At 69.1% G+C, this 24,704-nt stretch carries 27 protein-coding genes; 14 read left to right on the forward strand and 13 right to left on the reverse strand.

Annotated elements, in window-relative coordinates; translation table 11 throughout:
- Positions 1-13 precede the first annotated feature (13 nt).
- Genes ACFU5M_RS10185 through ACFU5M_RS10210 form a run of 6 tightly spaced genes read right to left on the reverse strand, consistent with a single transcriptional unit; the run spans position 14 to position 5,950 of the window.
- On the reverse strand, positions 14-1,183 hold the full coding sequence (locus ACFU5M_RS10185) for an LLM class flavin-dependent oxidoreductase (RefSeq protein ID WP_379046867.1): 1,170 nt from the start codon (positions 1,181-1,183) through the stop codon (positions 14-16).
- Positions 1,180-2,280 carry an LLM class flavin-dependent oxidoreductase gene (locus ACFU5M_RS10190; RefSeq protein WP_379046870.1) on the reverse strand — a complete coding sequence of 367 codons (1,101 nt, stop codon included), beginning with the start codon at positions 2,278-2,280 and terminating at the stop codon, positions 1,180-1,182. Before ACFU5M_RS10190 ends, ACFU5M_RS10185 begins: the two co-directional genes overlap by 4 nt.
- Entirely contained in the window at positions 2,277-3,302 is a 1,026-nt protein-coding gene (locus ACFU5M_RS10195; RefSeq protein WP_379046873.1) for an ABC transporter substrate-binding protein, read from the reverse strand. The genes ACFU5M_RS10190 and ACFU5M_RS10195 overlap by 4 nt, the downstream gene beginning before the upstream one ends.
- Positions 3,299-4,078 carry an ABC transporter ATP-binding protein gene (locus tag ACFU5M_RS10200; RefSeq protein WP_379046876.1) on the reverse strand — a complete coding sequence of 260 codons (780 nt, stop codon included), beginning with the start codon at positions 4,076-4,078 and terminating at the stop codon, positions 3,299-3,301. The genes ACFU5M_RS10195 and ACFU5M_RS10200 overlap by 4 nt, the downstream gene beginning before the upstream one ends.
- Complete coding sequence (locus ACFU5M_RS10205; RefSeq protein WP_379046879.1) at positions 4,075-4,914, reverse strand: ABC transporter permease; 840 nt, start codon at positions 4,912-4,914, stop codon at positions 4,075-4,077. The genes ACFU5M_RS10200 and ACFU5M_RS10205 overlap by 4 nt, the downstream gene beginning before the upstream one ends.
- Position 4,915: 1 nt before the next feature.
- The gene (locus tag ACFU5M_RS10210) at positions 4,916-5,950 is read right to left on the reverse strand and encodes an NrtA/SsuA/CpmA family ABC transporter substrate-binding protein (protein ID WP_379046882.1); all 1,035 of its coding nucleotides are present in this window, start codon (positions 5,948-5,950) and stop codon (positions 4,916-4,918) included.
- Between the two features lie 257 nt (positions 5,951-6,207).
- On the opposite strand from ACFU5M_RS10210, the gene ACFU5M_RS10215 reads away from it, so the two are divergent.
- The 3 genes from ACFU5M_RS10215 to ACFU5M_RS10225 all read left to right on the forward strand — a co-directional run bounded on the left by ACFU5M_RS10215 (position 6,208) and on the right by ACFU5M_RS10225 (position 8,363).
- A complete protein-coding gene (locus ACFU5M_RS10215) occupies positions 6,208-6,954 on the forward strand; it encodes an IclR family transcriptional regulator (protein WP_379046885.1) in 747 nt (248 codons plus the stop codon).
- Between the two features lie 153 nt (positions 6,955-7,107).
- A complete protein-coding gene (locus ACFU5M_RS10220; protein WP_379046888.1) occupies positions 7,108-7,935 on the forward strand; it encodes an SAM-dependent methyltransferase in 828 nt (275 codons plus the stop codon).
- 74 nt (positions 7,936-8,009) lie between these two features.
- Positions 8,010-8,363, forward strand: coding sequence for a hypothetical protein (locus tag ACFU5M_RS10225; protein ID WP_379046891.1), 354 nt, complete (start codon positions 8,010-8,012; stop codon positions 8,361-8,363).
- On the opposite strand, the gene ACFU5M_RS10230 is transcribed toward ACFU5M_RS10225, so the two are convergent.
- Positions 8,364-9,380: an NADP-dependent oxidoreductase gene (locus ACFU5M_RS10230; protein WP_379046894.1), complete on the reverse strand. Its 1,017-nt coding sequence runs from the start codon at positions 9,378-9,380 to the stop codon at positions 8,364-8,366.
- A gap of 59 nt (positions 9,381-9,439) precedes the next feature.
- Positions 9,440-10,213, reverse strand: a complete 774-nt coding sequence (locus tag ACFU5M_RS10235; RefSeq protein ID WP_379046897.1) for an SDR family oxidoreductase — start codon at positions 10,211-10,213, stop codon at positions 9,440-9,442.
- Between the two features lie 66 nt (positions 10,214-10,279).
- On the opposite strand from ACFU5M_RS10235, the gene ACFU5M_RS10240 reads away from it, so the two are divergent.
- Positions 10,280-10,867 carry a TetR/AcrR family transcriptional regulator gene (locus tag ACFU5M_RS10240; RefSeq protein ID WP_379046900.1) on the forward strand — a complete coding sequence of 196 codons (588 nt, stop codon included), beginning with the start codon at positions 10,280-10,282 and terminating at the stop codon, positions 10,865-10,867.
- 199 nt (positions 10,868-11,066) lie between these two features.
- Complete coding sequence (locus ACFU5M_RS10245; RefSeq protein ID WP_379046903.1) at positions 11,067-11,873, forward strand: LLM class flavin-dependent oxidoreductase; 807 nt, start codon at positions 11,067-11,069, stop codon at positions 11,871-11,873.
- A 9-nt stretch (positions 11,874-11,882) separates the two neighbouring features.
- Here the strand turns inward: ACFU5M_RS10245 and ACFU5M_RS10250 are convergent, their stop codons facing one another.
- Positions 11,883-12,500, reverse strand: coding sequence for a LysE/ArgO family amino acid transporter (locus ACFU5M_RS10250; protein ID WP_379047105.1), 618 nt, complete (start codon positions 12,498-12,500; stop codon positions 11,883-11,885).
- Positions 12,501-12,580: 80 nt separating this feature from the next.
- Here ACFU5M_RS10250 and ACFU5M_RS10255 point away from each other — a divergent pair, with 80 nt between their 5' ends.
- Together ACFU5M_RS10255 and ACFU5M_RS10260 are read left to right on the forward strand one after the other, a co-directional pair.
- A complete protein-coding gene (locus tag ACFU5M_RS10255) occupies positions 12,581-13,462 on the forward strand; it encodes a LysR family transcriptional regulator ArgP (protein ID WP_379046906.1) in 882 nt (293 codons plus the stop codon).
- A 339-nt stretch (positions 13,463-13,801) separates the two neighbouring features.
- The gene (locus ACFU5M_RS10260; protein WP_379046909.1) at positions 13,802-14,551 is read left to right on the forward strand and encodes an LGFP repeat-containing protein; all 750 of its coding nucleotides are present in this window, start codon (positions 13,802-13,804) and stop codon (positions 14,549-14,551) included.
- A gap of 654 nt (positions 14,552-15,205) precedes the next feature.
- On the opposite strand, the gene ACFU5M_RS10265 is transcribed toward ACFU5M_RS10260, so the two are convergent.
- Complete coding sequence (locus ACFU5M_RS10265; protein WP_379046912.1) at positions 15,206-16,102, reverse strand: helix-turn-helix domain-containing protein; 897 nt, start codon at positions 16,100-16,102, stop codon at positions 15,206-15,208.
- A gap of 254 nt (positions 16,103-16,356) precedes the next feature.
- Here ACFU5M_RS10265 and ACFU5M_RS10270 point away from each other — a divergent pair, with 254 nt between their 5' ends.
- The 4 genes from ACFU5M_RS10270 to ACFU5M_RS10285 all read left to right on the forward strand — a co-directional run bounded on the left by ACFU5M_RS10270 (position 16,357) and on the right by ACFU5M_RS10285 (position 18,809).
- A complete protein-coding gene (locus ACFU5M_RS10270) occupies positions 16,357-16,503 on the forward strand; it encodes a hypothetical protein (RefSeq protein ID WP_379046915.1) in 147 nt (48 codons plus the stop codon).
- A gap of 25 nt (positions 16,504-16,528) precedes the next feature.
- Positions 16,529-17,014 (forward strand): hypothetical protein, encoded by a 486-nt coding sequence (locus tag ACFU5M_RS10275; protein WP_379046918.1) that lies wholly within the window; start codon positions 16,529-16,531, stop codon positions 17,012-17,014.
- Positions 17,015-17,165: 151 nt separating this feature from the next.
- The gene (locus ACFU5M_RS10280) at positions 17,166-18,089 is read left to right on the forward strand and encodes an SAM-dependent methyltransferase (RefSeq protein WP_379046921.1); all 924 of its coding nucleotides are present in this window, start codon (positions 17,166-17,168) and stop codon (positions 18,087-18,089) included.
- 15 nt (positions 18,090-18,104) lie between these two features.
- The gene (locus ACFU5M_RS10285) at positions 18,105-18,809 is read left to right on the forward strand and encodes a DUF6081 family protein (protein ID WP_379046924.1); all 705 of its coding nucleotides are present in this window, start codon (positions 18,105-18,107) and stop codon (positions 18,807-18,809) included.
- A 104-nt stretch (positions 18,810-18,913) separates the two neighbouring features.
- On the opposite strand, the gene ACFU5M_RS10290 is transcribed toward ACFU5M_RS10285, so the two are convergent.
- A complete protein-coding gene (locus ACFU5M_RS10290) occupies positions 18,914-19,108 on the reverse strand; it encodes a hypothetical protein (RefSeq protein WP_379046927.1) in 195 nt (64 codons plus the stop codon).
- A gap of 409 nt (positions 19,109-19,517) precedes the next feature.
- Here ACFU5M_RS10290 and ACFU5M_RS10295 point away from each other — a divergent pair, with 409 nt between their 5' ends.
- Positions 19,518-19,814 carry a hypothetical protein gene (locus ACFU5M_RS10295; RefSeq protein ID WP_043704450.1) on the forward strand — a complete coding sequence of 99 codons (297 nt, stop codon included), beginning with the start codon at positions 19,518-19,520 and terminating at the stop codon, positions 19,812-19,814.
- 401 nt (positions 19,815-20,215) lie between these two features.
- Positions 20,216-21,670 (forward strand): AIM24 family protein, encoded by a 1,455-nt coding sequence (locus ACFU5M_RS10300; protein ID WP_379046930.1) that lies wholly within the window; start codon positions 20,216-20,218, stop codon positions 21,668-21,670.
- A 14-nt stretch (positions 21,671-21,684) separates the two neighbouring features.
- Here the strand turns inward: ACFU5M_RS10300 and ACFU5M_RS10305 are convergent, their stop codons facing one another.
- Both ACFU5M_RS10305 and ACFU5M_RS10310 read right to left on the reverse strand, forming a co-directional pair.
- Positions 21,685-23,214, reverse strand: a complete 1,530-nt coding sequence (locus ACFU5M_RS10305) for a metallophosphoesterase (RefSeq protein WP_379046933.1) — start codon at positions 23,212-23,214, stop codon at positions 21,685-21,687.
- A gap of 88 nt (positions 23,215-23,302) precedes the next feature.
- The gene (locus tag ACFU5M_RS10310; protein ID WP_379046936.1) at positions 23,303-23,815 is read right to left on the reverse strand and encodes a DUF664 domain-containing protein; all 513 of its coding nucleotides are present in this window, start codon (positions 23,813-23,815) and stop codon (positions 23,303-23,305) included.
- Between the two features lie 212 nt (positions 23,816-24,027).
- Between ACFU5M_RS10310 and ACFU5M_RS10315 the strand changes: the two genes are divergently transcribed.
- Complete coding sequence (locus ACFU5M_RS10315) at positions 24,028-24,369, forward strand: hypothetical protein (RefSeq protein ID WP_379046939.1); 342 nt, start codon at positions 24,028-24,030, stop codon at positions 24,367-24,369.
- Positions 24,370-24,704: the final 335 nt, after the last annotated feature.

Below are 24,704 nucleotides of genomic sequence, written 5' to 3' on the forward strand. Positions count from 1 at the left end.
GGTTTCTCCTGAATCATCGAGCGGGGGAAAGGGAGGGCGCGGCGGTGGACGCGGTGAGCCGGGATCGGCCGAGCAGTGGGAGCACCTCTTCGCCGACGCGATAGGCCTCCTCCAGGTGCGGGTTGCCCGCGAGGATGAACGCGTCGACGCCGAGAGCGATCAGCTCGTCGAGCCGTTGCGCCACCTGTTCGTAGCTGCCGACCAGGCCGAATGCCGGACCGCCGCGGATCAGGCTGAATCCGCACCAGACGTTGGGTTGCACTTCCAGGTCGCGGTATCCGGTGATGGTCTCCGGCACCCACCCCTGGATGCGGGCGGCGCCGACCGAGTCGCCTCGCGCGGCCCGCTCGGCCGCGCCGCGGTCGACGAAGGCCCAGCCCTTCTCGATCTCCGCCCAGGCCGCCTCCTCGGTGTGCCTGGCCAGGATGTCGACGCGTACGGCGAATTTCGGTGTGCGTCCGCTGGTTCCGGCGTGGGCGCGCACACCGTCGAACTTGGCGCGCAGGTCGGCGAACGGCTCCAGCCAGGACAGGTAGTAGTCGGCATGCGTGCCCGCGGCCCGCACCGCGGCGGCCGAGGATCCGGAGAAGTACACCTCGGGAAACGGCTGTCCGGCGAGGCCCGGCGCGAGGGCGGCGCCCTCGGTCCGGAAGAACCGGCCGTCGTGGTCGTAGGGTTCGCCGTCCCACACACCGCGCAGCACATCGAGGAACTCGCTGGTGCGGGCGTAGCGATCGTCGTGCGAGACCTTGTCACCCCACCACAGCTGGGCGGGCCCGCCGCCCCCGCTGATGATGTTGTAGACCAGCCTGCCACCGGTCGCGCGCTGCAGGCTCGCCGACATTCGCGCCGCCTGCACCGGGTGCAGGAAGCCGGGCTGGAATGCGACCATGAAACGGTAGGTGGTCGTCTCCCCGGCCAGCGCCGCCGCGACCGCCCACGGGTCGTCGGTCACCGGGAACGAGGGCAGCAGGCCGCCGAGGAATCCGGCCGATTCGGAGGCCTTCGCCACCGCCGCCATGTGGTCGATATAGCCGTAGCCGTCGAGTTCGCCGCCACGGATGGCGGGTGCGATATTGCCCGGCCCGTATCCGTTGGCGTGGCCGCGGTTGTAGCGGCGCGGCGTGCGCAGCGACGCGTGATCGCCTTCCATGCCGATGCGCCAGTAGATGTCGATGGTCATACGATTGCCTCCTGCTCGGTCAGGGTGCGGCCGACCGGGTCGGCGAGGAACAACAGGTGCTCCCCCGCGCGATGCAGTTCCTCGATGTGCGGGTGCCCGGCGAGCACCACGCTGTCGACACCTGCCTCGGTGTAGGACGACAAACGGTGCGCGACCTGCGTGTAACTGCCGACGAGGCCGATGGCCGCGGAGTATCCGAGGCCGGCGAACCCCGCCCAGCGGCCGTCGCCCAGATCGTGTGCTCGTGCGTCCGGCCCGTCCGGGTGCGCCTCGCGCCAGAGGCGTTCGGCGCGAGCCCATGCCTCGTCCTCGGTTTCCCGCGCGATGACCGGCAGCTCCAGCCCGGCGCGCACCGTGCGTCCCGCCGCCGTCGCGCGCTCACGCAAGGCGGCGATCGCGGTATCGACACCCGCCTCGGTCTCGGTGAAGACGTGCACGTCCCCGTGTTCGGCCGACAACTCGAGCGCGGCGGCGCAATCGCCGGTCAGGTAGACCGTCGGGAACGGCAGCCCGGACAGGATGCCGCGGAAGCCGCCGTCGATCACGTCGTAATGCGTTCCGGCGTAGTGGAACCCGGTGCCCGCGAAGCCCGCCGAGGGGACCGCGGCCTCGTTCCAGACACCGCGGGCGACGGTGAGGAACTCCGCGGCCCTGGCGTAGCGGTCGTCTCCGGTGACACGATCACCGCGTGCCCGCGCGTCGGCGGGGTCGGTGTCCACGGCCAGTTGCCAGGCCAGTCGGCCGCCCGAAACGCGTTGCAGGGTGGCCGAGATCTTCGCCGCGTAAACCGGAGTGCCGAACGCGGGCTGGAATTCGACCACCACGCGGGAGTGCCGGGTGCCGCGCAGCGCACCGCCCGCCACGATCCACGATTCCTCGCCGTCGGGGTCGTAGGGCGCGAGCACCCCGTCCAGCCCGGCGAGTTCGGCGGCATCGATGATCTGCGCGAGGTCGTCGAACGGCCCGAAGCGTCCCGGGCGCAGGTCGGTCGCGGGCGTCACCGGCGCGGGGCCGCAGAATCCGCCGCGATTGCGCTGTTCGGGACGGGCGTGGCGGCCGTCGCCCCGGGAAGGCAAGCGCCACAGGAACTCGGTCATGCCGTGGCCTTCCCGGATGCGACGAGTTCCTGGGCCCGCGCCAGCGGCTCGTACGCGACCCAGGAGTCCAGGTCGAAGTCGGCGGCGAGGAAACCGTGCGCGCAGAGGAACTGCTTCTGCACGCCGATCAGCTCGACCCGTTCGTCCGACAGCGAGGGGTGTAGGCCGCGGTGGAAGTTCGCGCCGTACGCCGCGACGACACCCTCCGGGCCGGAGAGTGTTTCCCGCTGGAGCACATCCCGGACCCCCTGTAGGTTGCCCGCGGCCCAGTCGGCCGCACGCAGGCTCTGCGCGAGGAACTCCACCACCACCTCCGGACGCGATTCCAGCAGGTCCGAGTGCACGGTGATCGGGCGTGGCGTCCCGTTGTTGACCCGGAAACGTTTCGCCTCGGTCGCGTCCAGGTCCACCGCGACGCGCAGGCCGTGCTCACGCGCGACTTCCTGGGCGCGGGCGCCCTTGACGTAGATGGCGTCCACCTCGCCGCGCAGCAACTCCGCCACACCCCAGGTGACCACCCGGCGATCCGCCTGGATCTCCGTGCGTACCTGCGGGTTCCGCTCCACACCGATCTCGACGACGTGCACGTCGGCGAGGGTGTGACCGCCGAGCCGCAGGGCGTTCGCGAAACCGTGCAGGGCCATCGCGCGGGGGAAGCTGCGCGCCTGGTCCTGCGCCCACGCCGGGACGCCGATGCGCAGACCGGCCAGCTCGGCCGCGCCGCCGACGGTGGACTCCGGACCGACCAGAATGGCTTGCGCCTCGTCGATCCAGGTCAACCCGATCAAGCGGGTGGGCGAGCCCTGGGCGCGCGCCGCCAAGGCCGGAACATTCCCACCCTCCCGGATGAGCCCGGACAAATCGTGCAGGAAGTGGTGTCCGGCCAGCTCCGGTCCCGCGTCCTGGAGGACGCCGAACTCCAGCCCGGCTCGCGCGGCGGCGTCGCCGAGCCAGCCGAGGCTGTGCGCGAGCCCGCTCGCGGTGGGCACCGGGCAGCGGGTGTACCAGAGGGTGTCGGTCATGAGGCACTCCTTGGAGCGGGCGTGGTGCGGCCCACGCCGAGCTGATCGAGAAAAAGGGCTTGGTAACGCAAGGTTTCGGGGTCGGCGCGGTCACGCGGGTGGGCCACGTCGATGCCGACGTCCACCGCGAAGCGGCCCTTGTCCAGGATCAGCACGCGGTCGGCCAGGCGGATCGCCTCGTCGACGTCGTGGGTGACCATGAGTACCGCGGGGCGGTGCCGGGCTACCAGGTCGCCGACCAGGTCCTGCATCTGCAGGCGGGTCAGCGCGTCCAGCGCCGCGAAAGGCTCGTCGAGCAGCAGCAGTTCGGGGTCGCGCACGAGCGCACGGGCCAGCGCCGCGCGCTGTGCCTCGCCACCGGAAAGCGTGGCGGGCCACTGCCTGGCCTTGCCGTCGAGGTTGACCTCGGCCAGGGCGCGCAGCCCGGCTTCGCGGTTGAGCCGGGAACGGCGCTGCCCGACGATGACGTTCGCCAGCACCCGTTTCGAGGGGATCAGCCGCGGCTCCTGGTAGACGGTGGTGCGCCGTCCGGGGACGAGCACCTCCCCCGCGTCGGGCGCTTCGAGTCCGGTCAGCAGGCGCAGCAGCGTGGTCTTGCCGGTGCCGCTGGGCCCGAGCAGGACGACGAACTCGCCGCGCCGGATGGTCAGGTCGACGCCGTCGAGCACGGTTTTGTCACCGAACGACTTGCGCAGGCCGGTGATCGAGACGGCGACCGGTTCGGTCACCGCGGGCGCGGCGGCCGCCTCGGCTCCCGGTTCGGTGACGGCGGTCATCGGATCGCCACCTGTCCGCGCCATGGCATCGCCAAACGCTCCGCCAACCGCACCAGCCCGTCGAAGATCAAGCCGAGCAGCGCGTACAACACGACGCACAGCACCATGTAGTCGGTGCGGTTGTACTCCTGCGCCAGGGTGACCAGATAACCCACGCCTTCCCTGGTGCCGACCTGCTCGGCGGCGATGAGACCGGTGATGCTGATCGACAGGCACACCCGCAGCGCCATCAGCACGCCGGGCAGGGCCGACGGCAGGACGACCTCGAGTACCAGCCGCGAGCCGGTCAGCCCGAAACTCCGGGCCGCCTCGACCATCTTGCGATCGACGTTGCGCACCCCGAGGTAGGTATAGGCGTACATCGGCGCCACCGTCGCGACGGCGATGAGCAGCACCTTGTACAGCTCATCGATGCCGAACCAGGCGATGAACAGCGGCACCAGCGCGAGGAACGGCACCGCGCGCAGGATCTGCATCGTCGAATCGACCAGCTCCTCACCGAGACTCGACAGCCCCGACAGCAGCCCGAGCGTCAGCCCGATGGCCACGCCGATACCGACGCCGAAGGCGGCGCGCACGAACGACGCGAGCGCGAAGTCCAGCAGCTGTCCGGTGCCGAGCAACTCGGTGAACGCCGTCCACACCGCGGGCGGGCCCGCGAGCACGCGCTCGGAGAGCGCTCCGGTCGCGGAGCCCACCCACCAGCCGGCGACGATCAGCCCGGGGAGAAGGAACCGCAACGGTAGCGAAAGCCATGTGGGCCTGCGCTTTCCGACACGGCTACGGGGCGGGGCGAGCGCGGTGGGCACCAGCCCCGCCGCGGCGATCACCGCCATCTCAGCTGCCCGCCTGGATCGCGGCCAGCTGCTCGGGCGTCAGCTTGGACTTCAGGTCGTAGAAGATGTCGGCGGCGGTGATCCTGCGGGTGATCACGCCGTTGCCGAAGAAGGTGTTCACCACGTCGGCCAAGGCGGTGGCGTCCGCCTCGTTCGGCAGGTGCGGCGCCGTGGCCTCGCCGCCCACCCGGTAGGCGTCGGTGAGCCGCGCGCCCGACAGTGCGCGCGGGCCGGTCTTCTCGAAGACGTTCTCGAAATCGGCCGGGTTGGCCCGCTGCTTCGCCGTGAGGTCCTGCAGCACGTCGAGATACTTCGCCGCCACGTCCGGGCGCTGGTCGAGCACCTCGGTGCGGAACACGACGACCGTGTTGTCGTTGGAGCCGATGCTCTTCTCCGTCGCGATCTCGACACCGCCGTTGGCCTTGGCCTCCTGGTAGGGCACCAGGAACGACGCCCAGCCGTCCACCTTGCCGGTCGCGAACGCCGAGGCGGCGTCTTTCTGCTGCAACGGAACCCGCGTCACCTTGTCGGCCGGGACGCCTGCCTGTGCGAGCGCCTTGAGCAGGATGTATTCGCCCTTGGCCGCGGGATTCACCGCGACGCGCCTGCCGACCAGGTCGGCGACCGAATGCACGCCCGATTCCGGGGTCACGATGATGCCGCTCTGATCCTTGCCCGCCGGATCCTGCACGGCGACGATCCGCACGCCGACGTCCTTGGACAGCGCGCCGACGACCGGGCTGAACGCCGCACCGGAGACGTCGAGTTCCTTGGTGTTGAACAACTTCAGGTTGGAGCTGAAGCCGGGGGTGGTGGTGACCCACTCGATCTTCGCGCCGAGCGGCGCCAGCGCCGCGTCGAAGGTGCCGTCGCGCTTGCCGACCGCCAGCGGGCCGGAGTTCCCCGGGTCGGCGACTTTGAGCACGAAGGAGGCGCCTGCGCCGGTGTCGCCGCCGGTGTCCGAACCACACGCGGCGACGAGTGCGACGAGGGGAACGATCGCTAGCGCGATGCGCATGAGGGCTTGCCGCCACATCGTGAGGACTCCTTGTCCGAATTGTCGATCAATGCCCTCGCAGAGTAGGGACGGCGACGCCGGGTCACGAGGTAATGCTTTCCGAGGATCGGAAAGCTTGACATATCGATCTCCCTATACTTCCCTGATCCGAACTGCTGTGAGCCAGCTTCTGGCGGAGTGCTCGCGACGAAGGCCTCGACGTATTCGCTGAAGCTTTCCAAATATCGGAAAAGAGCAAACCTTCTCACCCCCAGTGTTGTGTTACCGTCGGATCCGTGGAACCCTCCGGCGTGCAGACCGTCGCCCGCGCCCTCTCGGTCCTGGACTGCTTTCGTGACGGCCGGGAACGCGGCGTCTCGGAAGTGGCGCGGCAGCAGGGTCTCGCGGTCAGTACCACGCACCGGCTGCTAACCACGCTCGTGCAGGCGGGCTTCCTGGAGAAGAACACCGAATCCAGCCGATATCGCATGGGCGGCGCCCTCGCGGAGTGGGGCCAGATCGCCTACCGCCAGCACCGGATCTATCTCGCCGAGCCGTATCTGGAACAGCTCGCGGGCACCACCGGAGCCAGCTGCTCGGTCGCCACCCGCCACGGCATCCACGCCGTGCTGCTCGGTACCAGCCGGTGGCGGGAGACCGACGGACACGAACTGCAGGGGGTGCGACTGCCGCTGCACGCCAGCGCGCTCGGCAAGGCCCTGCTCGCCTGGTCGGAGACCACCGACGAGCAGCTGTGCGAGCTTCCCTACGACGAGGGAACCGAGCGCTCGGTGTCCGGGCCCGGCGAGCTGCGCGCCGAACTGATCACCGCGCGGGAGCGCGGATACGCCTACAACGACGAGGAACTCGATCCCGGCTTCCGCACCATCGGCCTGCCCATCCTCGATCCGGCGGGCCACTGCCGGTTCGCACTCGGCCTGCGCGGGCCGACGACGCTGATGATCCCCGCACGCGTGCCGTTCTTCGTCGAGCTCGCGAAGGTCACCGCACAGGAGATCTCGGCCAGGTTCGCCGCCGCCTAGCTTCGCGAAAATAGGACGATCCGGTCGAACAACCACCTGCCGCGGGTGCGCCGCCCTATTGTTGACGCGTAATCGATAGCGCGAGGTCGTCATTCGGGAGACGACTGCGGTGCCGCGCCGGTGCTGTCCGGCGTCGACCGGGGAAGGAGTCGCATGCCGAACGGTCACGCGCGGGTGCGCGCCGGGTCGTCGACCAAGCTCGATATCAGGCTCGCCCACGAGGCGCGGGTCTACGACTACTGGCTCGGCGGCAAGGACAACTATCCGGCCGATCGCGCACTCGGCGACACGATCGCCATGCACATCCCGACCATCCGCGCCATGGCCCGCGCCAATCGCGCGTTCCTCGGCCGGGCGGTGCGCTATCTGGCAGGCGAGGCGGGGATCGATCAATTCCTCGACATCGGCACCGGCCTGCCCGGCGCGGGTAACACGCACGAGGTGGCACAGCGGATCGATCCGGCCGCACGCGTGGTCTACGTCGACAACGACCCGCTCGTGCTCGCCCACGCCCGGGCGCTGATGGCGAGCACACCGCAGGGCAGGATCGATTTCCTCGACGCCGATCTGCGTGATCCGCGCGCGGTTCTGGACGCGCCCGTCCTGGCCGACACTTTCGACCCGGACCGCCCCATCGCGATATTGCTGGTCGCGATCATGATGTTCTTCCGCGACAGCGACGATCCGCACGGTGTCGTGCGCCGGCTGCTGGAGGCGGCGCCGTCCGGCAGCTATCTGGTGCTCACCCATTCCACCGGTGATTTCGACCAACGCGCCATGGCGCGCGCGGCGGCCGCCGCCGAGCAGGCCGGTATCGCGTTCCGCCCGCGCAGTCGCGAGGAGGTCGAATCCTTCTTCGCCGGAACCGAACCGGTCGAGCCGGGTGTCGTGCCGATCGCGGCTTGGCGTCCGGAGACGGAGGCCCTAGCGGCCGAGCCGCGCTCCGCCTGGTACTGGTCGGGCGTGGGACGCAAACCCTGAGCGGCGTTTGAGCCGCCCCCGTTCGGCAATCACGTCGAAGGTATCCGGCGGCCGCGCAAGGGCGAGGTGGTGACATGGTCGACGACGTCGAGAAGCGCTGGCGCGATCCGCGCGGGTTCCGCCGCGCGGCGACCTACGTCGCCTCGGTGCTCGCCACCGCCGCGCTGGTCCTCCTGCTGAGCGTGCTGTGGGCCGCGCAGCGCGAGTGCGCGGACGAGGCCCGACTGTTGTGTGACAGCGCCGCGCAGCTCGCCGTGGTGCTCGGGCCCGCGGTGGTCCTGCTGATCGGCGGCATCGGCGCCTTCGTCGAGACCTACGTGCAGTGGCGCCGCGGCCGGACCTGGCCCATCTGGCAGGGCGCGGGCTGGTTTCTGTTCATCCTGATGGTGGTCTATCTCGGAATCGGCGGCGGCGCGGCGGCGCGCTGATCAGTCCGCGACCCGCACGACCATCTTGCCGAAGTTGCGGCCCTCCAGCATGCCGACGAAGGCCTCGGGAGCGGCGGCCAAGCCGGACACGACGTCCTCGAGGTAGCGCACGCGGCCCTCGGCGACCCACTCGCCCATTTCCCGCAGGAAATCCGGGTACAGCTCGCGGACGAATTCGGTCTGGATGAATCCGCGCACCGTCAGGCTCTTGGTCAGGATGCGTCCGTAGTAGGCGGGCAGCCGGTCCGGGCCGTCCGGGGCGCCGGCCGCGTTGTAGTTGGCGATCAGCCCGCAGACAGGCACGCGCGCGTAGGTGTTCAGCAGCGGATAGACCGCGTCGGCCACCGCTCCGCCCACGTTCTCGAAATAGACATCGATGCCGTCGGGGACCGCCGCCGCCAGCTGCTCGGCGAAATCGGGGGCGCGGTGGTCGAGCGCGACGTCGAAGCCGAACTCGTTCAGGTAGGCGACCTTGCGAGGGCCGCCCGCGATGCCCACCGTGCGAGCGCCGCCGATCTTGGCGATCTGGCCGACGGCCGAGCCCACCGGCCCGGTGGCCGCGGCGACCACGAGCGTTTCACCCGGCTGCGGTTTGCCGATCTTGCGCAGTCCCGCGTAGGCGGTGAATCCCGGCATGCCGAGCACACCCAGCGCGGTCGAGACGGGAGCCTTGGACCGGTCGAGCGTGCGGACACCGCGCGCCGGCGCGACGTCGTGGGTCTGCCAGCCCGAATAGGCGAGCACCAGATCGCCTTTCGCCACCGACGGATCGCGTGATTCGAGTACCTCGGCCACGGTCGCGCCGACCATCACCCCGCCGATCTCCACCGGCGCGGCATACGACTCGGCCGAACTCATCCGGCCGCGCATGTACGGGTCGAGCGACAGGTACAGGGTGCGCAGCAGAACCTCACCCTCGGCCGGGGCGGGCAGCTCCGCGGTCTCGGTCCGGAAATTCTCCGGGGTGGGCGCGCCCACCGGCCGGGATGCAAGCACGATTCGCGTCGACTCGACCATGCGCCCACCCTAGCCGCAGGCACGGGCGCCGGACGCCCGCGCCCGATCGTGTCCGGCGATCACCAGGACGGCGCTTTCGGCCCCAGGAACAGGCCGCCGTTCACCTCCAGCGTCTGGCCGGTGACCCAGCGCCCGTCGTCGGAGGCGAAGAAGGCCACCGCGTCGGCTATGTCCGCGCCGCGGCCGACGCGCTCCAGCGCCGTCATGCCCGCGACCCCGGCGATCGCGCCGTCGTTGGTATGCAGCCAGGAGTTCATGTCGGTGTCGGTGATGCCGGGCGAAACGGTGTTCACGGTGATCCCGCGCGGCCCGAGGGTGTTCGCCAGCGAGCGGCTGAACACGTTGAGCGCTCCCTTGGTCATGCCGTAGACGACTTCCGGCGTGGCGAACCAGGTGACGCCGGAGGAGATATTGACGATGCGTCCGCCGTCGCGCAGCAACGGCAACGCCCGCTGCACGATGAACAGCGGCGCCCGCACGTTGACGGCGAACAGCCGGTCGAAGTGCTCGGGCGTGGCCTGTTCGACGGTGGCCTCGTAGGCGATGATCGCGGCGTTGTTCACCAGGATGTCCAACGGCCGGTCGCCGAGACCGGCGGTGAGTTCGCCGAACAGCTGGTCGATGTCGCCGTCGGCTCCGAGTTCGGCGCGCACCGGGAACGCCCGGCCGCCCGCGCGCCGGATCGCCGAGACCGTCTCCTCCGCCGCCTCCTTGTTGGTGCCGTAGTGCACGGCCACCTCGACGCCGTCGGCGGCCAGCCGCTCGGCGATGGCCCGGCCGATCCCCCGCGAGGCGCCGGTCACCAGGGCGGTCTTTCCGTTCGAACCAGTCATGCTGCACTCCCGCATTCTCGTTAGGTAACGTTCCCTAACATCGTTGACAGCGGTTACCGTATTCCCGTGGAACCGAAACGTCGAGCCGCCGCGGATACCAGGGAGCACATCCTGGTCGTCGCGCGGGAGTTGTTCTACGAACAAGGGATCCGGGCGACCGGCGTGGATCGCGTCGCGGCCGAGGCGAACGTGGCGCCGCCCACCCTGTACCGGCTGTTCGGTTCCAAGGACGATCTGGTCGCCGCTTACCTGGAACGCGAGGACCGCCATTACCGGGAGTGGTTCGCCGCGGCGGCGAGCGGGAACGGCCCGCGCGAGCGCATCCTCGCCCTGTTCGACGCGCTGGCAGAGCAGGTGCGCCCGGAATCCTGTCGTGGTTGCCCCTTCCTCATCGCGCTCGGGGAATTCCCGGACCACGACGTGCTCGGCCACAAACACGCCGTCGCGATGAAGAGCTGGGTGCGGACGCAATTCGCAGCGCTGGCCGGCGAACTCGCGGCGACCGCGCCGATCGCCGATCCGGCGGCGCTGGCCGACCAGTTGATGCTGGTGATGGAAGGCGTCTACGCCACGACGCAGGCGTTCGGCGCGACCGGTCCGGCCGCCCGGTCCCGCTCGTTGGTCGAGGCCCTGCTTCCCGGCGCGTCGGCCTGAACCCGAAGCCGACTGCCGTACAGACAGCGCTGGAGGATCACGCGGCGCGGGCGCGAGCGATCCGACGCCGACCGCCGGTCATCCCGCGGCGAATGACGAAACCATCCCTCCGGCAACGTGTTCGAGATGAGCGTACGGAGCATCGACTCGAGTGAGCGGGACATTGGCGCGGGAGGCCCGGCTTCGTAGCGTCGGAACCATGACCATGGAAATCGGCATCATCCTGCCCACCTCGACGCCCGATCCCGCGCAACCCATCCTGGGTGACGTGCGAGCCGCCGCCCGCCTCGCCGAGCAGGGCGGCCTGGACTCGGTCTGGTCCGCCGACCACCTCGTGGCCAGCGCGCCGATTCTGGACAGCACCGTGGTGCTGGCCACCGCCGCCGCCGCGACCGACCGCATCCGCATCGGCTACGGCGTTCTGCTGCTCGCATTGCGGCCGGTCGCGTGGGCCGCGAAGCAGATCGCCACGCTGCAGTACGTCTCCGGTGACCGGCTGATCCTCGGTGTCGGCACCGGGAATCCGGCGCACGGGGATGCCGGATGGCGGGCGGCGGGCGCCTCTTTCGCCGAGCGCGGCCGTCGCACGGACGAGGCGTTGCGCGTCCTGCCCGGTCTGGTCGCCGGGCATGCCACGGTCCTACCCGACGGCACCGAGATCACCCTGACACCGGGTGCGACCATGCCGCCGGTACTGGTCGCCGGTGACGGCGAGCGGGCGCGACGGCGGGCGGCGGCCTACGCCGAAGGCTGGATCGCCATCGGACTCGCGCCGAACCGGGTCCGCGCTAGCGTGGCCGAATTGACCACGCTCGCGGCCGAATACGGCCGCCCACCGCTCAGCGTGACGATCGTGGCGCCCTCCTTGGCGACCGATCCCGGCCAGGCGGCCGAGCAGTTGGCCGCCTACGCCGAGGCGGGCGCGGCGCGCGTCGTACTCGCCCCGTCCGGAGCGCAATGGCAGGCAGGCTACGAGTTCGCCGCGAAGATCAAGGCGCAGCTCTGATCGCGGCCCTCATCCGGCGCACAGCAATCCCAGCCCGAGGGCGAGCAGCACTGCCGCGATCACCGTATCGAGCACCCGCCAGGCGAGCGGGCGGTCGAACAGGGGGCCCAGCAGTCGCGCGCCGAAGCCCAGCGCGGTGAACCACAGCACGCTGGCCAGCATCGCCCCCGCGCCGAGGAACCAGCGATCCGGGCTCGCGTAAGTACTGGCGAAGGAGCCGAGCAGGACCACGGTGTCCAGGTATACGTGCGGGTTGAGCCAGGTCAGCGCCAAGGAGGTGGCCACCGTCGCACCGAGTGCCGCGGTGGCCCTCCCAGATTCGGCGCTCAGCGCGGCGGAGCCGAACGCCCGCCGGCCCGCCAGGACCGCATAGCCGATCAGAAACGCCGCACCCGCGTAGCGCGCCACCACGAGCGCCTCCGGAGCCGACTCGACGACCACGCCGAACCCGCCGACCCCCGCCGCGATCAGCACGATGTCGGACGTCGCGCACACCACGACCACCGCGAGCACATGCCTGCCGTTGATCCCTTGGCGCAGGACGAACGCGTTCTGCGCGCCGATCGCCACGATCAACGACAAGCCGAAGCCCAGACCGGACGCGGCCGCCACGGCCGCGGAGGAAATACTCACGCCGATCGACGCTATGGCCGCGTGATATCCCCAGGCAAGCTAAAGATTCTTACCTATGATTAAAATTCCTTGATATGGATCTCCAGCTCGACCAGCTTCGCGCTCTGGACGCCGTGATCAGCGAGGGAACCTTCGAGGCCGCAGCGCGGCGGTTGAACGTGACGCCGTCGGCGATCAGCCAGCGGATCAAGGCGCTGGAGGACGCCGCGGGCCGGATCCTCGTGCAGCGCGCGAAACCCGTTCGAGCCACCGAATCCGGATCAGCCGTTCTCCGGCTGGCCAGGCAGATCCAGTTGCTGACCGCGGACGCCGCGCGCGAACTCGGCGACGAAGCCTCCGAAGGCGCGATCCGGGTGCCGATCGCGGTCAACGCCGACTCGCTGGAAACCTGGGTACTGCCCGCGCTCGGCCGTGCGCCGCGCGGAGTGTGCTTCGAGATCCACCGGGAGGACGAGGAACACACCACGCGACTACTGCGCGACGGCACCGTGATGGCGGCGATCACCTCGACCGCGCGACCGGTGCAGGGTTGTAAGGTCGATCGTCTCGGCGCGATCCGCTACCGGCCGATGGCGAGCCCGGAGTTCGCCGCCGCCTGGTTCGCCGACGGCACGACGGCGAAGTCCTACGCCACCGCCCCGGTCGTGTTGTTCGACCGCAAGGACGATTTGCAGGATCGGCTGCTGCGCGGGCGCGGTCGCGAGCCGCTGGATCCGCCACGCCATTACGTGCCCTCGTCCACCGGCTTCGCCGCGGCGGTCCGGCTCGGGCTCGGCTGGGGCATGCTGCCCGATCTGCAGACCGACGACGACCGAGCGACCGGCCGTCTGGTCTCGATCGATCCGGGCGTCGTCATCGATGTCCCGCTGTACTGGCAGCAGTGGCGTCTGGATTCCCCCACCCTGGGTGCCATCGCCGCCACCATCGCCGAAGAGGCGGCGCGCGTCTTGCGCTGACAGCTGCGAATTCCGTTACTCAGCAACCTTTTCCGGATTCGTCGCACCGCCGGGCCAGAAGTGCGGGCACTCTGCCCCGGCGGCGCCGTATCCGAGAAGGCGCGACCGTGGGCACGGTAGCACCGTCAGTTGTTCGGAGCCCCGAATGAGTCGGATGGGCTGCGCACGGCAAATGCCCGGTGATGTCGCGGCGGCCGGGGCGCCGACCGCACGACACCAGGCCACTCGACTACCTCGTATTCCTCCATATCGGGACGCGGCGAGGTAATTTGATCTCCGCTACGCCGACCACAGCTTCAGCTCCATCCCGCACCCACCCGAGATGCACAGGAGTTCACTTTGGCACGGCACCGTCGCCCGAACCGCTCGCGCGCCCACGGCGCTTTCGCCGTCGCCGCCGTGGTGGGCACACTGCTCGCCGGTATCGGAACCGATGCGGCGGCGCGCCCGATCGGCCCCTACGACGTCGGCGGGGCGATCGAGGTCGAGTACGACGAGGCCGGTGGGCCCGCGTTCTTCGGCGACCCGGTCACGCCCGACTCGCCCGCTGCCCGCGGTGGCCGCTACCAGGCGTTCGAGCGCGGCTCCTCCATCTACTGGCACCCGGACACCGGAGCCAACCAAGTCGGCGGCGCGATCCGCGACAAATGGGGCAATCTCGGTTACGAAGGCGGATCGCTCGGTTATCCCGTGACGAGGGAAGCGGCGACCCCCTCGAAACCGGGCAGTTACAACGTCTTCCAGAACGGTTCGATCTACTGGTCGCTCGGCACCGCCGCGCATCAGCTCGGCGGCGTGATCCGCGACAAGTGGGGCACCTACGGCTGGGAGAGCAGCCCGTTGGGATTTCCCATCACCGACGAATCCTCCGCCCGCGCAGGCAACGGCCGCTACAACCTCTTCGGCGGCGGGGCCATCTACTGGTCCCCGCGCACCGGCGCCCACGTCGTCTGGGGATCCATCCGCGAGTCCTGGGAGGCCGCGGCGGCCGAAGCCGGACGCTACGGCTACCCCACCAGTGACGAATACGACTTCGAGAACGGCAAAGCCCAGGACTTCGAGGGCGGCCGCATCACCTGGACGCCCTAGCCGCCCCGGCGAGTGCCGTGCGCCCGCTGGCCGAAGCGAACAAAGCGGTGCAGGCGCTGGAGAACAAGGAAGGGCGATCCGATCCGGATCGCGCTGACACCGTGAACTTCCGGCAATCCGGACGTCGCAGTGATTTGTCACGGCTCCGCCGGCGACCCCAACTCGCGTTGGGGCCGCCGCGGCCGAACCAGCCGCTGCCCGAGCCTATCCTCAGACCCCGACCTCGACAGGGATACTGCCACATCACCGCAGCCGCGTCGCATCGATGATCTTCCATCGGTACGTACATGCGCGCGTGCATGTGCATTGGCGCGACCTGTCTCGAAAAGCTCGAAAATCGTGGTGAACGCGCTCTGATCGATAACAGAAGAATATCGGAGAGAGTGGCGTGAGACCGAACTGTTATCTCATGCAGGTCGCATTTCGCCGAGTCAGGTTCGACGGCAACGCAATTCACATCCGCAGACGAGGGTTCGATCCGGGGGCTGCACATTTCAGCGCGCCGCACTCGAATCGAGCCGACCGCCCGGTTTTCGAACAGCACGTTTGGACCCACCCCCGAAGGCGCGCAGTACCCCTGCGCGGAGACGGACACCACGGTGGGCAAACTTTCCGCGTAAGCCGCACGGCGAGTACGGCGACGCCCGTCGCGCCCTATTCGCCCGAGCGCATCTCGCCGAGCAGCTCGCGTAGGAATCGGATGCTCTCGGCCGGAGACAGCGCCTCCACGCTGATCCGGTTCATCACCGACATGTACAGCTCGACATCGCGCTGCTTGTCCAAATACAGCGAGCTGGTGAGCTGCTCGGTGTAGACGATGTCGGCCAGCTCGGGTTCCGGGAAACGGAGAATGCTGAACGGGCCACCCGCGGCGGAGTGCCCGCCGGCCGAATACGGCAGTACTTGGATCCGAATGCTGGGACGATCGGCCATCGCGACCAGATGCTCGATCTGCTCGAGCAGAACCTCCACCCCGCCGACCGGCCTGCGCAGCGCGGCCTCGTCGATGACCGCCCAGAGCGTGGGAGCGGCCGCCCGGTAGAGGATCTGCTGGCGGCGCATGCGAATGGCGACGCGGCGTTCGGTCTCGTCGGTATTGCCCAGCTGGATCACCGCGCGTGCGTAATCGGCGGTCTGTAGCAACCCTGGCACGAATTGCGCCTCGTAGGTGCGGATCGTGGTGGCGGCCTGTTCGAGGCCGATGTAGGTCTCGAACCAGGCGGGAAGCAGATCACTGTAGTGCTGCCACCAGCCCGGGTCGTTGGCCCGCCGGGCCAGCTCGAAGTAGGTTGCGCGTTCAGCGGGGTCGACAATGCCGTAGAGGCTCAGCAGGTCGTGCAGGTCGCGTTCTTTGAAACCGGTCCGGCCCAGTTCCAGTCGGCTGATCTTGGCGTGCGAGCCGCGGATGGCGTCGCCCGCGGCCTCCCTGCTGATCTTGCAGCCCTCGCGCAGCTGACGCAACCGGCTACCCAACGCGATCCGCAGAACGGTCGGACCACGTTCTGCGGCAGGAAAATCCGCGTTGTCGCCGGCATCCTCGTCATTGCTCATGCATGCCTCCGGCCGATCGGGGGTTAGACCGCGGGGCGTAGTGCCTCCACCATCACAGCTCTCTGAACGTCGGCTGCTGATCCTACTAGGCCGGTCCCGGACATCGGTCCAGGCGCGAGCGCGCGCCGGAAGTCCGGCTCGCAATAATGTATTCGCAAGAGTGCCAACGCAATATCTTGTCCACAATCCCGAGCGAGGCCGCGGCGGGGTGCGTAGAGTCGCCCCCGACGGTGGCCACGCGACGGAGGAGCGCCATGACGTCGACAAAGGGACCGGCCCGCCCAGCGGATGTGGCCCCGGCGGTACCCACCATCACACGCGTGTGGCTTGGTGGCCTCACGCTGCGCACGCAGTGGCCCGACGAAGGGCTCATCCTCGGCGGCATCGGCCGCAGAACGTAACCCGTCCCCCACCACGGAGCCCGAGATGACATCGAACGACGTGCAGATCACCGAGCAGGACATCCAGGACAAGCTGACCGGCGTCCTCGGTTCCACCAACATCGACCTCGCGACGTCGAAGGAGGGTGTGAACTGGTGCTCGAACGCGTTCTTCGCCGAACTGGACGGCGATCCGTTCCGCTTGGCGCTCGTGCTCGAGTCGGGCGGGCGGACGTTGGACGGCCTGCGAGCCAATTCGAGCATAGGAGTGAAGGTCGTCCCGGACGGGTTTCTGAACCCGTTCGCCCAGGGTCTGGGCACGGCCGTGGCGCACACCCGGGCGAGCGAGCGGGAGGAGATATTTCGGGCTCTGTTACGGAAGGAGCCACGGATCGAACCGTTCCTGTCCACGCCGGTCGAGGCGGTGGTCGTGCATGTCGACTGGTGGCGTGTGACGCACGTGCAGGGTGGATGGCTGCCGGGGCGGGTGCTGCACCGGCCCGGAGGAAACGGAGTCGCCACCGGCTCGTGAGTATCGACCAATTCGTATGCTCGGGCTTGGTCGGAAAAGCGCGATGAATCCACGAAATCAGCACTGGCCGAATGGATCCGCACGAATTGCCCGCCGAATCGGCGGACTCTAGGCTGGTGAGCCAGGCGACGGAAACTATAGGGAGGTCTCCATGTCCGACCCCGCTCCCCAGACCGGTGTCCGCGCTCCGGTAGGCGTGGACACGACACGCGCGAGCATCGCCCGCGTCTACGACGCCACCCTCGGTGGCAAGGATAACTACGAAGTCGACCGCTACGTGCGCGACAAAGTCGCCGAAGTCGCCCCCCGGCAGAGCGATGTGGCCCGCATGAATCGCCGCTGGCTGCACCGCGTGGTGCGCTATCTGGCCGGCACCGCAGGCATCGACCAGTTCCTCGACATCGGCGCGGGGCTGCCGACCGTCGGCAACACCCACGAGATCGCGCAACAGCAGAATCCCCAGGCGCGCGTGGTGTACGTCGACAACGACCCGGTGTGCAACATCCACGGCCGCGTCCTGCTCGAGCGCAACGAATTCACACACTTCGTGCCCGCGGATCTCACCGCGCCGAAGACCCTGCTGTCGCACTCCGAAGTGACCCAGCACCTAGACCTCACCCGGCCGCTGGCGCTGATCCTGTGCGGCATCCTGCATCACGTCGACGACGACCTCGATCCCGCCGGGATCATGCGTCAGTACATCGATGCGCTGCCCGCCGGCTCCTACGTCGCGATCACGCACTTCTACGATCCGGCGGACGGCGGCGAGGCGCACGAGATGGCCATCGAGCTGCAACGGCGTTTCACCGAAATGGGCTTGGGCTCCGGCTGGTACCGCACCCGCGAGCAGATCGCGTCGTACTTCGGCGATCTGGCGCTGATCGAGCCCGGCCTGGTCGAACTCGACGATTGGTGGCCGATGGGTCCCGCGATACGTCCCCGGCTGACCGAGGAACGTCTGCTGTTGGGCGGTGTCGGCTACAAGCCGGGGTCGTCGAACGGCGTCGTGACCGCACTGCGCCGCCGCGCGACCGCCGACGACCTATCGGATCCCGCCGGTGGACGACACGGCTGAAAGGTAACTTCCGCAATGACTTACGACGACCTGAACGGACCGGATCTCCGCGCGGACCGGTGGCGCTTCCTGGAAGTCCCGCTCGGCCCCGGCCAGAGCTGGCGATACGCCGACCCGGCAGCTCGCACCGAAGTGGGCGAGGGCGCCGTGTCGGTCCGGATCGACGCCTTCACCCGGTCCCACGCCGAGGTCCAGATCCTGGACAACCCGAAGCATCTGCTCGTGTCGACCGAAACGTTCGATCTCGGCCGCGGTCCACGGACTTTCACGGTGGAGATGGCGGCGGAGAACATCGGCGCGACCGGCGAGGACTACCGGGACGGATTCGCCGCGTTCAACGTCCTCGATATGAGCAGCGCCCAGGTCTTCGACCTGATCGTGACCAGTAGACACGCGTATGCCATCCACGAACGGCTGTTCGTGCCGGGCGTCGTCCCGGCGGAGGAGGCGTTCACCCACGTGGTGCACGCGCCGCTGGCAGGCGTCGACATCAAGCCCGGCGAGTTCCACCGCTACACCGTCACGATCGACCGGGCCGCGGGCACCGCGGGCTGGTACGTCGACGACGCCCCGGTGTACATCACCCGCGCGGCGCAGCTGCCGGAGACGGTGCAGATCGGTTTCGGCATCATCACCTTGCGTCCGATCGAAGACGGGCACAGCACGTCACTGCGCGGGCAGGGACTGCACGCGTCGTGGCGCGACTTCACGGTGGAGTGACCGGCCCCGCCGAGCGGGGCGAAGATCGCTGAAAAGAACTGGTGCCCAGCCATACTCGGCCGGGCACCAGATCCGTATACCGCCTGCCGGACGGCCGTGACAGGTCAGACGCTCTCTTTGCGCGGCCATTCGACACTGCCCGACCGGGCATAGTCGTCCGGCGCGGCGCCGTCCTCGTCCATGCCGTACTCGTAGTCGTACTCGTCCGACTCCGTACGACGGCGCGGATCCCACACCATCGCCACGGCTGACACGGCCAACAACGTGACGACAATGGCCGCAATGACTACGTAGAGCACTCTTCCACCCTCCTGAAGGAAAAACCGAATAGCACACCGCCGTGCCGGATACTCAACGCGCACAGCTTCTTCGACGCCGCAGGCATCGTAATCCGCACCACCGCGAATCGGACATTCCGACGTCGGTTACCGACCGGTCGCCACCGGATCCGGGCCGGGCGGCAACATCCGCCGATTCCCCGGAAATGCCCCGCGAATGTTCAGCGTCACTTAGGCTCGGCACAGTCCCGGTGGCTCCGGGACATCCGGCGCGGCATCGGTATGCCCAAGCCTGCCGCGATCGCTGGTGGTAGCGGTGGGGTTCACCCAATTCGTTGAACCTCGCCGTCCCGCCACTTCCCGTGGAAACGCAAGGACATTCGCGTGGAATCACCCGCTTCGGGCATCCTTCGAGCTACCGTCTTCGGTCATGGACGACATCGAACTGCAGCCACCGACCGTCGCCTCCGCCAAGCACACCGGCCTGGTCCTGGACATCGCCACCCTCGACATCCACAACCCGCTCGCCCGGCCCGGCGAGCTCACCTATCCGTACGTTCGCTGCACCGACCATCGGGTCCTGCGTCTACCCGAGCCGTTGCACCGGTGGGCCACCGAGACCATCGCGCTCAACCACACCCAGCACGCCACCGGCGCCCTGCCCTTGTTCCCCGGGCAGGTCGAATTCGGCATCCTCGACGGCACCATGTACGCCGAAGTCCTCTGACCCATCCATGACGAGAGCCCGGTCGCCACGGCCGGGCTCTCCCGCGTACGGGATTCGGCGCCGCAGCCGGCCGGATGCGCGAGAGTGCCATCGCGATGCCCAGCCGCGACCTCGGGGCGGCGCGAACCCTGGACTGTGGCGGCCGAGACGGGCCGCGCCATCGGCGTGCGCCGCCGGAGTGGGCCAGCGCCTGACTCGCGTCGCCCGGCGGGCATCGGTCGTCCGATCGACGGACGTCACGTGCCCGATAACGGCGATGGACCGGCCGGCGCACCGACTCGAAGCGTCTGGTGGACGCACGGCCCGGTGTGCCTGTGGCGCGCGCCGCGGACGCGCGACACACTGGAGCCCGTGAATCGCATGTCAACCCGACGGCGCCGCCGCGGATCGGACGGCTTGCCGTGACCGACCTCGCCCGCGGTGAGAACCGCCCCGCCCCTGGCGACCGGCTGACGGTGACCGTGACCTGCTCGGCTCCGGTCGACGTCTCGGCGCTGTTGCTGAATTCGGCGGGGCGGGTGCGCTCCGACGCCGATTTCGTGTTCTTCAATCAACCGGTCGCCCCGGGCGTCGCCTACCGGCACGGTCAGGGCACGGGCGACGTGGTGGACATCCAGACCGGCGCGTTGCCCGGCGACGTGGACCGCGTCGTCGTCACCGCGAGCCTGGACGGCAGCGGCCCGCCCACCTTCGCATCCGCGGGCTCGCTGCGCGCGACCATCGCGTCCTCCTCGGGCACGCTCGCCTTCCCGATGACGGGGCTGAGCACCGAAACCGCCGTGGTGTGCGTGGAGATCTACCGTCGCGGCGGCGCGTGGAAGGTACGTGCGGTCGGGCAGGGGTACGACAACGGACTGGCCGGAATCGCCACGGCCTTCGGCGTGAACATCGATGACGAGCCGGCCCCGCCTGCCGCGCCACCCGCTGCGGCTCCCCCACCGGCATATCAACCAGCCCCGCCTGCACCGGCATATCAACCAGCCCCGCCTGCCGCGCCATCCGCGTATCAATCTCCCCCGCCGCACCAACCTGCCTATCCACCGCAACCGGGCTATTCCGCGCCGGCCGCCGCGGTACCGCCACCACCGATGCACTCACCTCAGCAAGGAGCGCTGCCGATGCAGAGCGAACTGTTCGCCCCCAGCCACGCCGAAGTCACCGGCGCAGGCATTCAGAAGCAGGGCGGCAAGATGATCAAGGTGGCCGTCAACGGCGAGGTCATGGCTCGCGCCGGATCGATGGTCGCCTACCAGGGCGATCTGCAGTTCCAGGCGCTCGGTGCGGGTGGGATCGGCCGGGCGATCCAGCAGCGCCTGACCGGTGAGGGCGTTCCGCTGATGAAGGTGTCCGGGCGTGGGGACCTGTTCGTCGCCAACGGCGCCGCCGACGTGCACACCATCGACTTGGACGGCACCGACGGCCTCACCATCAACGGCGCCAACGTGCTCGCCTTCGATTCCACCCTGCGCTACGACATCCGGATGGTGCAGGGCGCCGCCGGATTCGCCAGCAACGCCGGGCTGTTCAACTGCGTTTTCACCGGCCGCGGCCGCATCGCCATCACTACCCACGGCACGCCGGTGGTGCTCGATGTCGACCAGCCGACCTACGCCGACCCACAGGCGGCGGTGGCCTGGTCGTCGAGCCTGCAGACGGGCATCAAACGCAACGATTCGTTCGGGCTGGGTCGGCTGATGGGCCGCAGTACCGGCGAGGGCATGACGCTGTCGTTCTCCGGACGCGGTTTCGTCATCGTGCAGCCGTCGGAGCTGCCGCCCGGCGGCTTCGTCGGAGGTACCGGCGGCGGACAGGAAGCCGGCCAGAGCGGCGGTGTGCTGGGCGGACTGTTCGGCTGACGGGAGAGTCGCGGTCAAGCCCGGAGCGAAACCAGTTCCACGACGGTGACGTCCGATGGCGCGCCCACCCGCACCGGCGGACCCCACGCCCCGGCTCCCCGGGAGACGTACAGCTGGGTGTCGCCGTATCGCTCCAGCCCGGCTACGGTCGGATTCGCCAGTCCGGCAAGGTAATTGCCGGGCCAGAGCTGGCCGCCGTGGGTGTGGCCGGACAGCTGGAGATCGACGCCGTGCGCCACCGCGTCCTCGATCAGCACGGGCTGATGCGCCAGCAGCACGGCGGTGCGTGCGCGGTCGCGGTCACCGAGCGCCCGGCCGAAGTCCGGCCCCTGCCCGGTTCGTTCGCCCTGCACGTCGTTCACGCCCGCCAGGTCGAATCCGGGCAGCTCGGTACGGGCGTTCGCGAGCAGGTGCATGCCGAGTTCCTGGACGTGTTCCACCCATTGCTCGGCGCCGGAGAAGTACTCGTGGTTACCGGTCACGAAGAACGCGCCGTGGCGGGCGCGCAGCCCGGCCAACGGCTCGACCGCCGAGCGGAGATGCTCGACGCTGCCGTCCACCAGGTCACCGACGACCGCGATCAGGTCGGGTTGGGTGTCGTTGACGGTCCGCACCACTCGCTCCGCGAAGCCGCGCCCCAGGATGGGGCCGAGATGCACGTCGCTGACCACCGCGATGCGGAACCCGTCGGCTCGGCGCGGCAACTTCGCCAACGGAACGGCGACACGCTTGACAGTCGGCCCGTCCAGGACGCCGTAGGCGCCGATGCCCACGGTGGTCGCCGCGGCGGCGACGGCGGCACCGCCCACCACTCGCGAGACGAAAACGCGACGCGGTAGGCGGGCAGGCGAGAACTCGGCAGGAACGGCGGGAGCGGCCGTGTCCGGCGGGGATCCGGCTCCCGTCGAGGACTCCGGCGTAGACCCATTTTCCGTAGGAGACTTCTGCGCGTGATCGCTTCCCGTGGAAATCTCCAGCAGGGAGCCACTCCTGACAGGAAACCCGTGTCCGGCGCCACTCCCCACGAGAGACTCCGGCGCGGATTCGCTTGCCGCGCGAAACTCCGGCGCGGATTGGTTTCCCATAGAAGACTCCGCCACAGAACCGCCCCCCACGGAAGACTCCGCCACAGAACCGCCCCCCACAGGAGAGTCCGGAACGGAACCGCTTACGACGGAAATCTCCGGGTCCCGTGCCGCTCCACCCCGATCGAGCCGACGCAGCGCCAAGAGCCGGATCGGCTCGCCGATCGCCAGCGCCAGCAGCAGGTACACGAACAACGCGCCCCACAGATAGCCGGGCCAGGCGATGATCCGGACCACCGCGAACGGAGCGGACGCCAGTTCCGCGACCGTCGCGCCCAACAGCAGGAGCGGCCCGGCCAACACGATGGCGGTGCCGACGCGCCGCGCGCGGGACCCCGCCGCGGTCGTATCCCGCACGAGGCGCCGCCATACATACCAGTGGGCGCCGACGACCGTGAGCACGACGACGCCCACGAGAACGAGTACGGCGACACCGACCAGAACACTCTTCACGACCACGGCGGCACTCTCTGTGAACATTCGGCTTGCGCGGTCAACCTACGTCACAGCGAGAGCCGCGCACGGCTGGGCGGCTTCCCGGTGCCGGTTATTCCGTCCGTTCCAGCACTCCCCGCAAAAACGCGGCTTGGCCCGCATGCTGCAGATCATCGGAGAGCACGCTGATCAGCCGTACCCCCAGCGTCACCGGTGGGTCCCACCGGATGTCGACGACGCGGTCCAGATCGCCGTCCTCCAGTTTCCGGACGAAACGCAGCGTCTGTTCGTGCACCGCGTCGTAGTAGCCCGTGAGCAATTCGGCCGAGGCCCTGATGACGGCCACGTCGGCGGGGCGGTCGCCGTAGCCGGTCGCTCCTGCGTCGATGGGCAGATCGAAGCGGTCGTACCAGCCCCGCGCGGTCCAAACCTGCTCGGCGCCGGTCACATCCGCCAGGTGATCATCCTGTACGCGGGTCAGATGCCAGATCAGCCACGCGATCGAGTTGGCACCCGGATCGACCCGGCGGGCGAGCTCGTCATCCGCCAGCCCGTCCACCGCTTCGTGCACCACCTCCTTGATCCGCTCGTAGGCGTCGGTGAGCACATCGGCGCTGGTAGCCATCTGTCGACTCCTTCGGGTGGTCCGCTGCCCCGACGGTACCCAGCGCGGCGGCACGGTACGAGCGGCGACGCTCCGGAAACGAATTCTCGCACGTTCGCACCACATTGAATGCGCCGTTGTTCAACGGTACGATATACATCGGTGAGATAGGGTCGATGGCCTCGGAATCGGTCACCGACCGGACGAAGACGTACCGAAGTGAGGAAATACCGATGATTCACGACGTCGATACCGGACGCGCCCGGCGAGCGGTTGTCCGCGTGGCGATGGTCGCCGCGCTCGCACTGACCCCCGTCGCCGCGGTCGCCGCGCCCGCCATGGCGCAGCAGCCGACGGTCGCGCAGGCGAGCCAGGCTCAGGAGATCCACGGCGGCTGGCACCGCCACGGCGGCTGGGGCCACCACGGCGGGTGGGGCGGTTACGGCGGCTGGGGCGGTTACGGCGGTTGGGGCGGTTACGGCTACGGAGGCAACCCGTTCGGCTTCTACGGCAGCCCGTTCGGCATCTGGCCCGGCATCGCCTGGATGCTGCCCGGCACCGGTAGCGCGTTCTGAGCGCAGCGCTCCCGCAGCACGCCAGATGATTCCGGCTCCGCGCCACCGACCCGGTGCCGTGAACGCGGCCGCGCTCCGCATAGGCGCGGCCCGGAATCATCTGGCGCCTATCGAAATCGTTCCCCGAGCCCGGTGGCCGCACGTACCGAAGCGATCTCCGGATCGAGTGCCGCAACCCCCGCAGCGGCCGCGAATCGCGGCTTCGCGCCGAATGACCGGCCGGGCGGCGAAGTTCACCCTCCGATCTCGAACCGGGCCGCGGTAAACTCAGCACCCCGGCAGCGCTCGGCCGACGAAATCGTCTGATCCGGTTGCCACGCTGGAATTTTCCAGAG

The sequence above is a fragment of the Nocardia sp. NPDC057455 genome, assembly GCF_042802775.1.
GTDB lineage: Bacteria > Actinomycetota > Actinomycetes > Mycobacteriales > Mycobacteriaceae > Nocardia.

What these genes read in the sequence shown, in the direction of transcription:
- ACFU5M_RS10185 (WP_379046867.1), bottom strand. Translation starts at nt 1,183, where the DNA reads ATGACCATCGACATCTACTGGCGCATCGGCATGGAAGGCGATCACGCG.
- ACFU5M_RS10190 (WP_379046870.1), bottom strand. Translation starts at nt 2,280, where the DNA reads ATGACCGAGTTCCTGTGGCGCTTGCCTTCCCGGGGCGACGGCCGCCAC.
- ACFU5M_RS10195 (WP_379046873.1), bottom strand. Translation starts at nt 3,302, where the DNA reads ATGACCGACACCCTCTGGTACACCCGCTGCCCGGTGCCCACCGCGAGC.
- ACFU5M_RS10200 (WP_379046876.1), bottom strand. Translation starts at nt 4,078, where the DNA reads ATGACCGCCGTCACCGAACCGGGAGCCGAGGCGGCCGCCGCGCCCGCG.
- ACFU5M_RS10205 (WP_379046879.1), bottom strand. Translation starts at nt 4,914, where the DNA reads ATGGCGGTGATCGCCGCGGCGGGGCTGGTGCCCACCGCGCTCGCCCCG.
- ACFU5M_RS10210 (WP_379046882.1), bottom strand. Translation starts at nt 5,950, where the DNA reads ATGTGGCGGCAAGCCCTCATGCGCATCGCGCTAGCGATCGTTCCCCTC.
- ACFU5M_RS10220 (WP_379046888.1), top strand. Translation starts at nt 7,108, where the DNA reads ATGCCGAACGGTCACGCGCGGGTGCGCGCCGGGTCGTCGACCAAGCTC.
- ACFU5M_RS10225 (WP_379046891.1), top strand. Translation starts at nt 8,010, where the DNA reads ATGGTCGACGACGTCGAGAAGCGCTGGCGCGATCCGCGCGGGTTCCGC.
- ACFU5M_RS10230 (WP_379046894.1), bottom strand. Translation starts at nt 9,380, where the DNA reads ATGGTCGAGTCGACGCGAATCGTGCTTGCATCCCGGCCGGTGGGCGCG.
- ACFU5M_RS10235 (WP_379046897.1), bottom strand. Translation starts at nt 10,213, where the DNA reads ATGACTGGTTCGAACGGAAAGACCGCCCTGGTGACCGGCGCCTCGCGG.
- ACFU5M_RS10245 (WP_379046903.1), top strand. Translation starts at nt 11,067, where the DNA reads ATGACCATGGAAATCGGCATCATCCTGCCCACCTCGACGCCCGATCCC.
- ACFU5M_RS10255 (WP_379046906.1), top strand. Translation starts at nt 12,581, where the DNA reads ATGGATCTCCAGCTCGACCAGCTTCGCGCTCTGGACGCCGTGATCAGC.
- ACFU5M_RS10265 (WP_379046912.1), bottom strand. Translation starts at nt 16,102, where the DNA reads ATGAGCAATGACGAGGATGCCGGCGACAACGCGGATTTTCCTGCCGCA.
- ACFU5M_RS10270 (WP_379046915.1), top strand. Translation starts at nt 16,357, where the DNA reads ATGACGTCGACAAAGGGACCGGCCCGCCCAGCGGATGTGGCCCCGGCG.
- ACFU5M_RS10275 (WP_379046918.1), top strand. Translation starts at nt 16,529, where the DNA reads ATGACATCGAACGACGTGCAGATCACCGAGCAGGACATCCAGGACAAG.
- ACFU5M_RS10280 (WP_379046921.1), top strand. Translation starts at nt 17,166, where the DNA reads ATGTCCGACCCCGCTCCCCAGACCGGTGTCCGCGCTCCGGTAGGCGTG.
- ACFU5M_RS10285 (WP_379046924.1), top strand. Translation starts at nt 18,105, where the DNA reads ATGACTTACGACGACCTGAACGGACCGGATCTCCGCGCGGACCGGTGG.
- ACFU5M_RS10295 (WP_043704450.1), top strand. Translation starts at nt 19,518, where the DNA reads ATGGACGACATCGAACTGCAGCCACCGACCGTCGCCTCCGCCAAGCAC.
- ACFU5M_RS10310 (WP_379046936.1), bottom strand. Translation starts at nt 23,815, where the DNA reads ATGGCTACCAGCGCCGATGTGCTCACCGACGCCTACGAGCGGATCAAG.
- ACFU5M_RS10315 (WP_379046939.1), top strand. Translation starts at nt 24,028, where the DNA reads ATGATTCACGACGTCGATACCGGACGCGCCCGGCGAGCGGTTGTCCGC.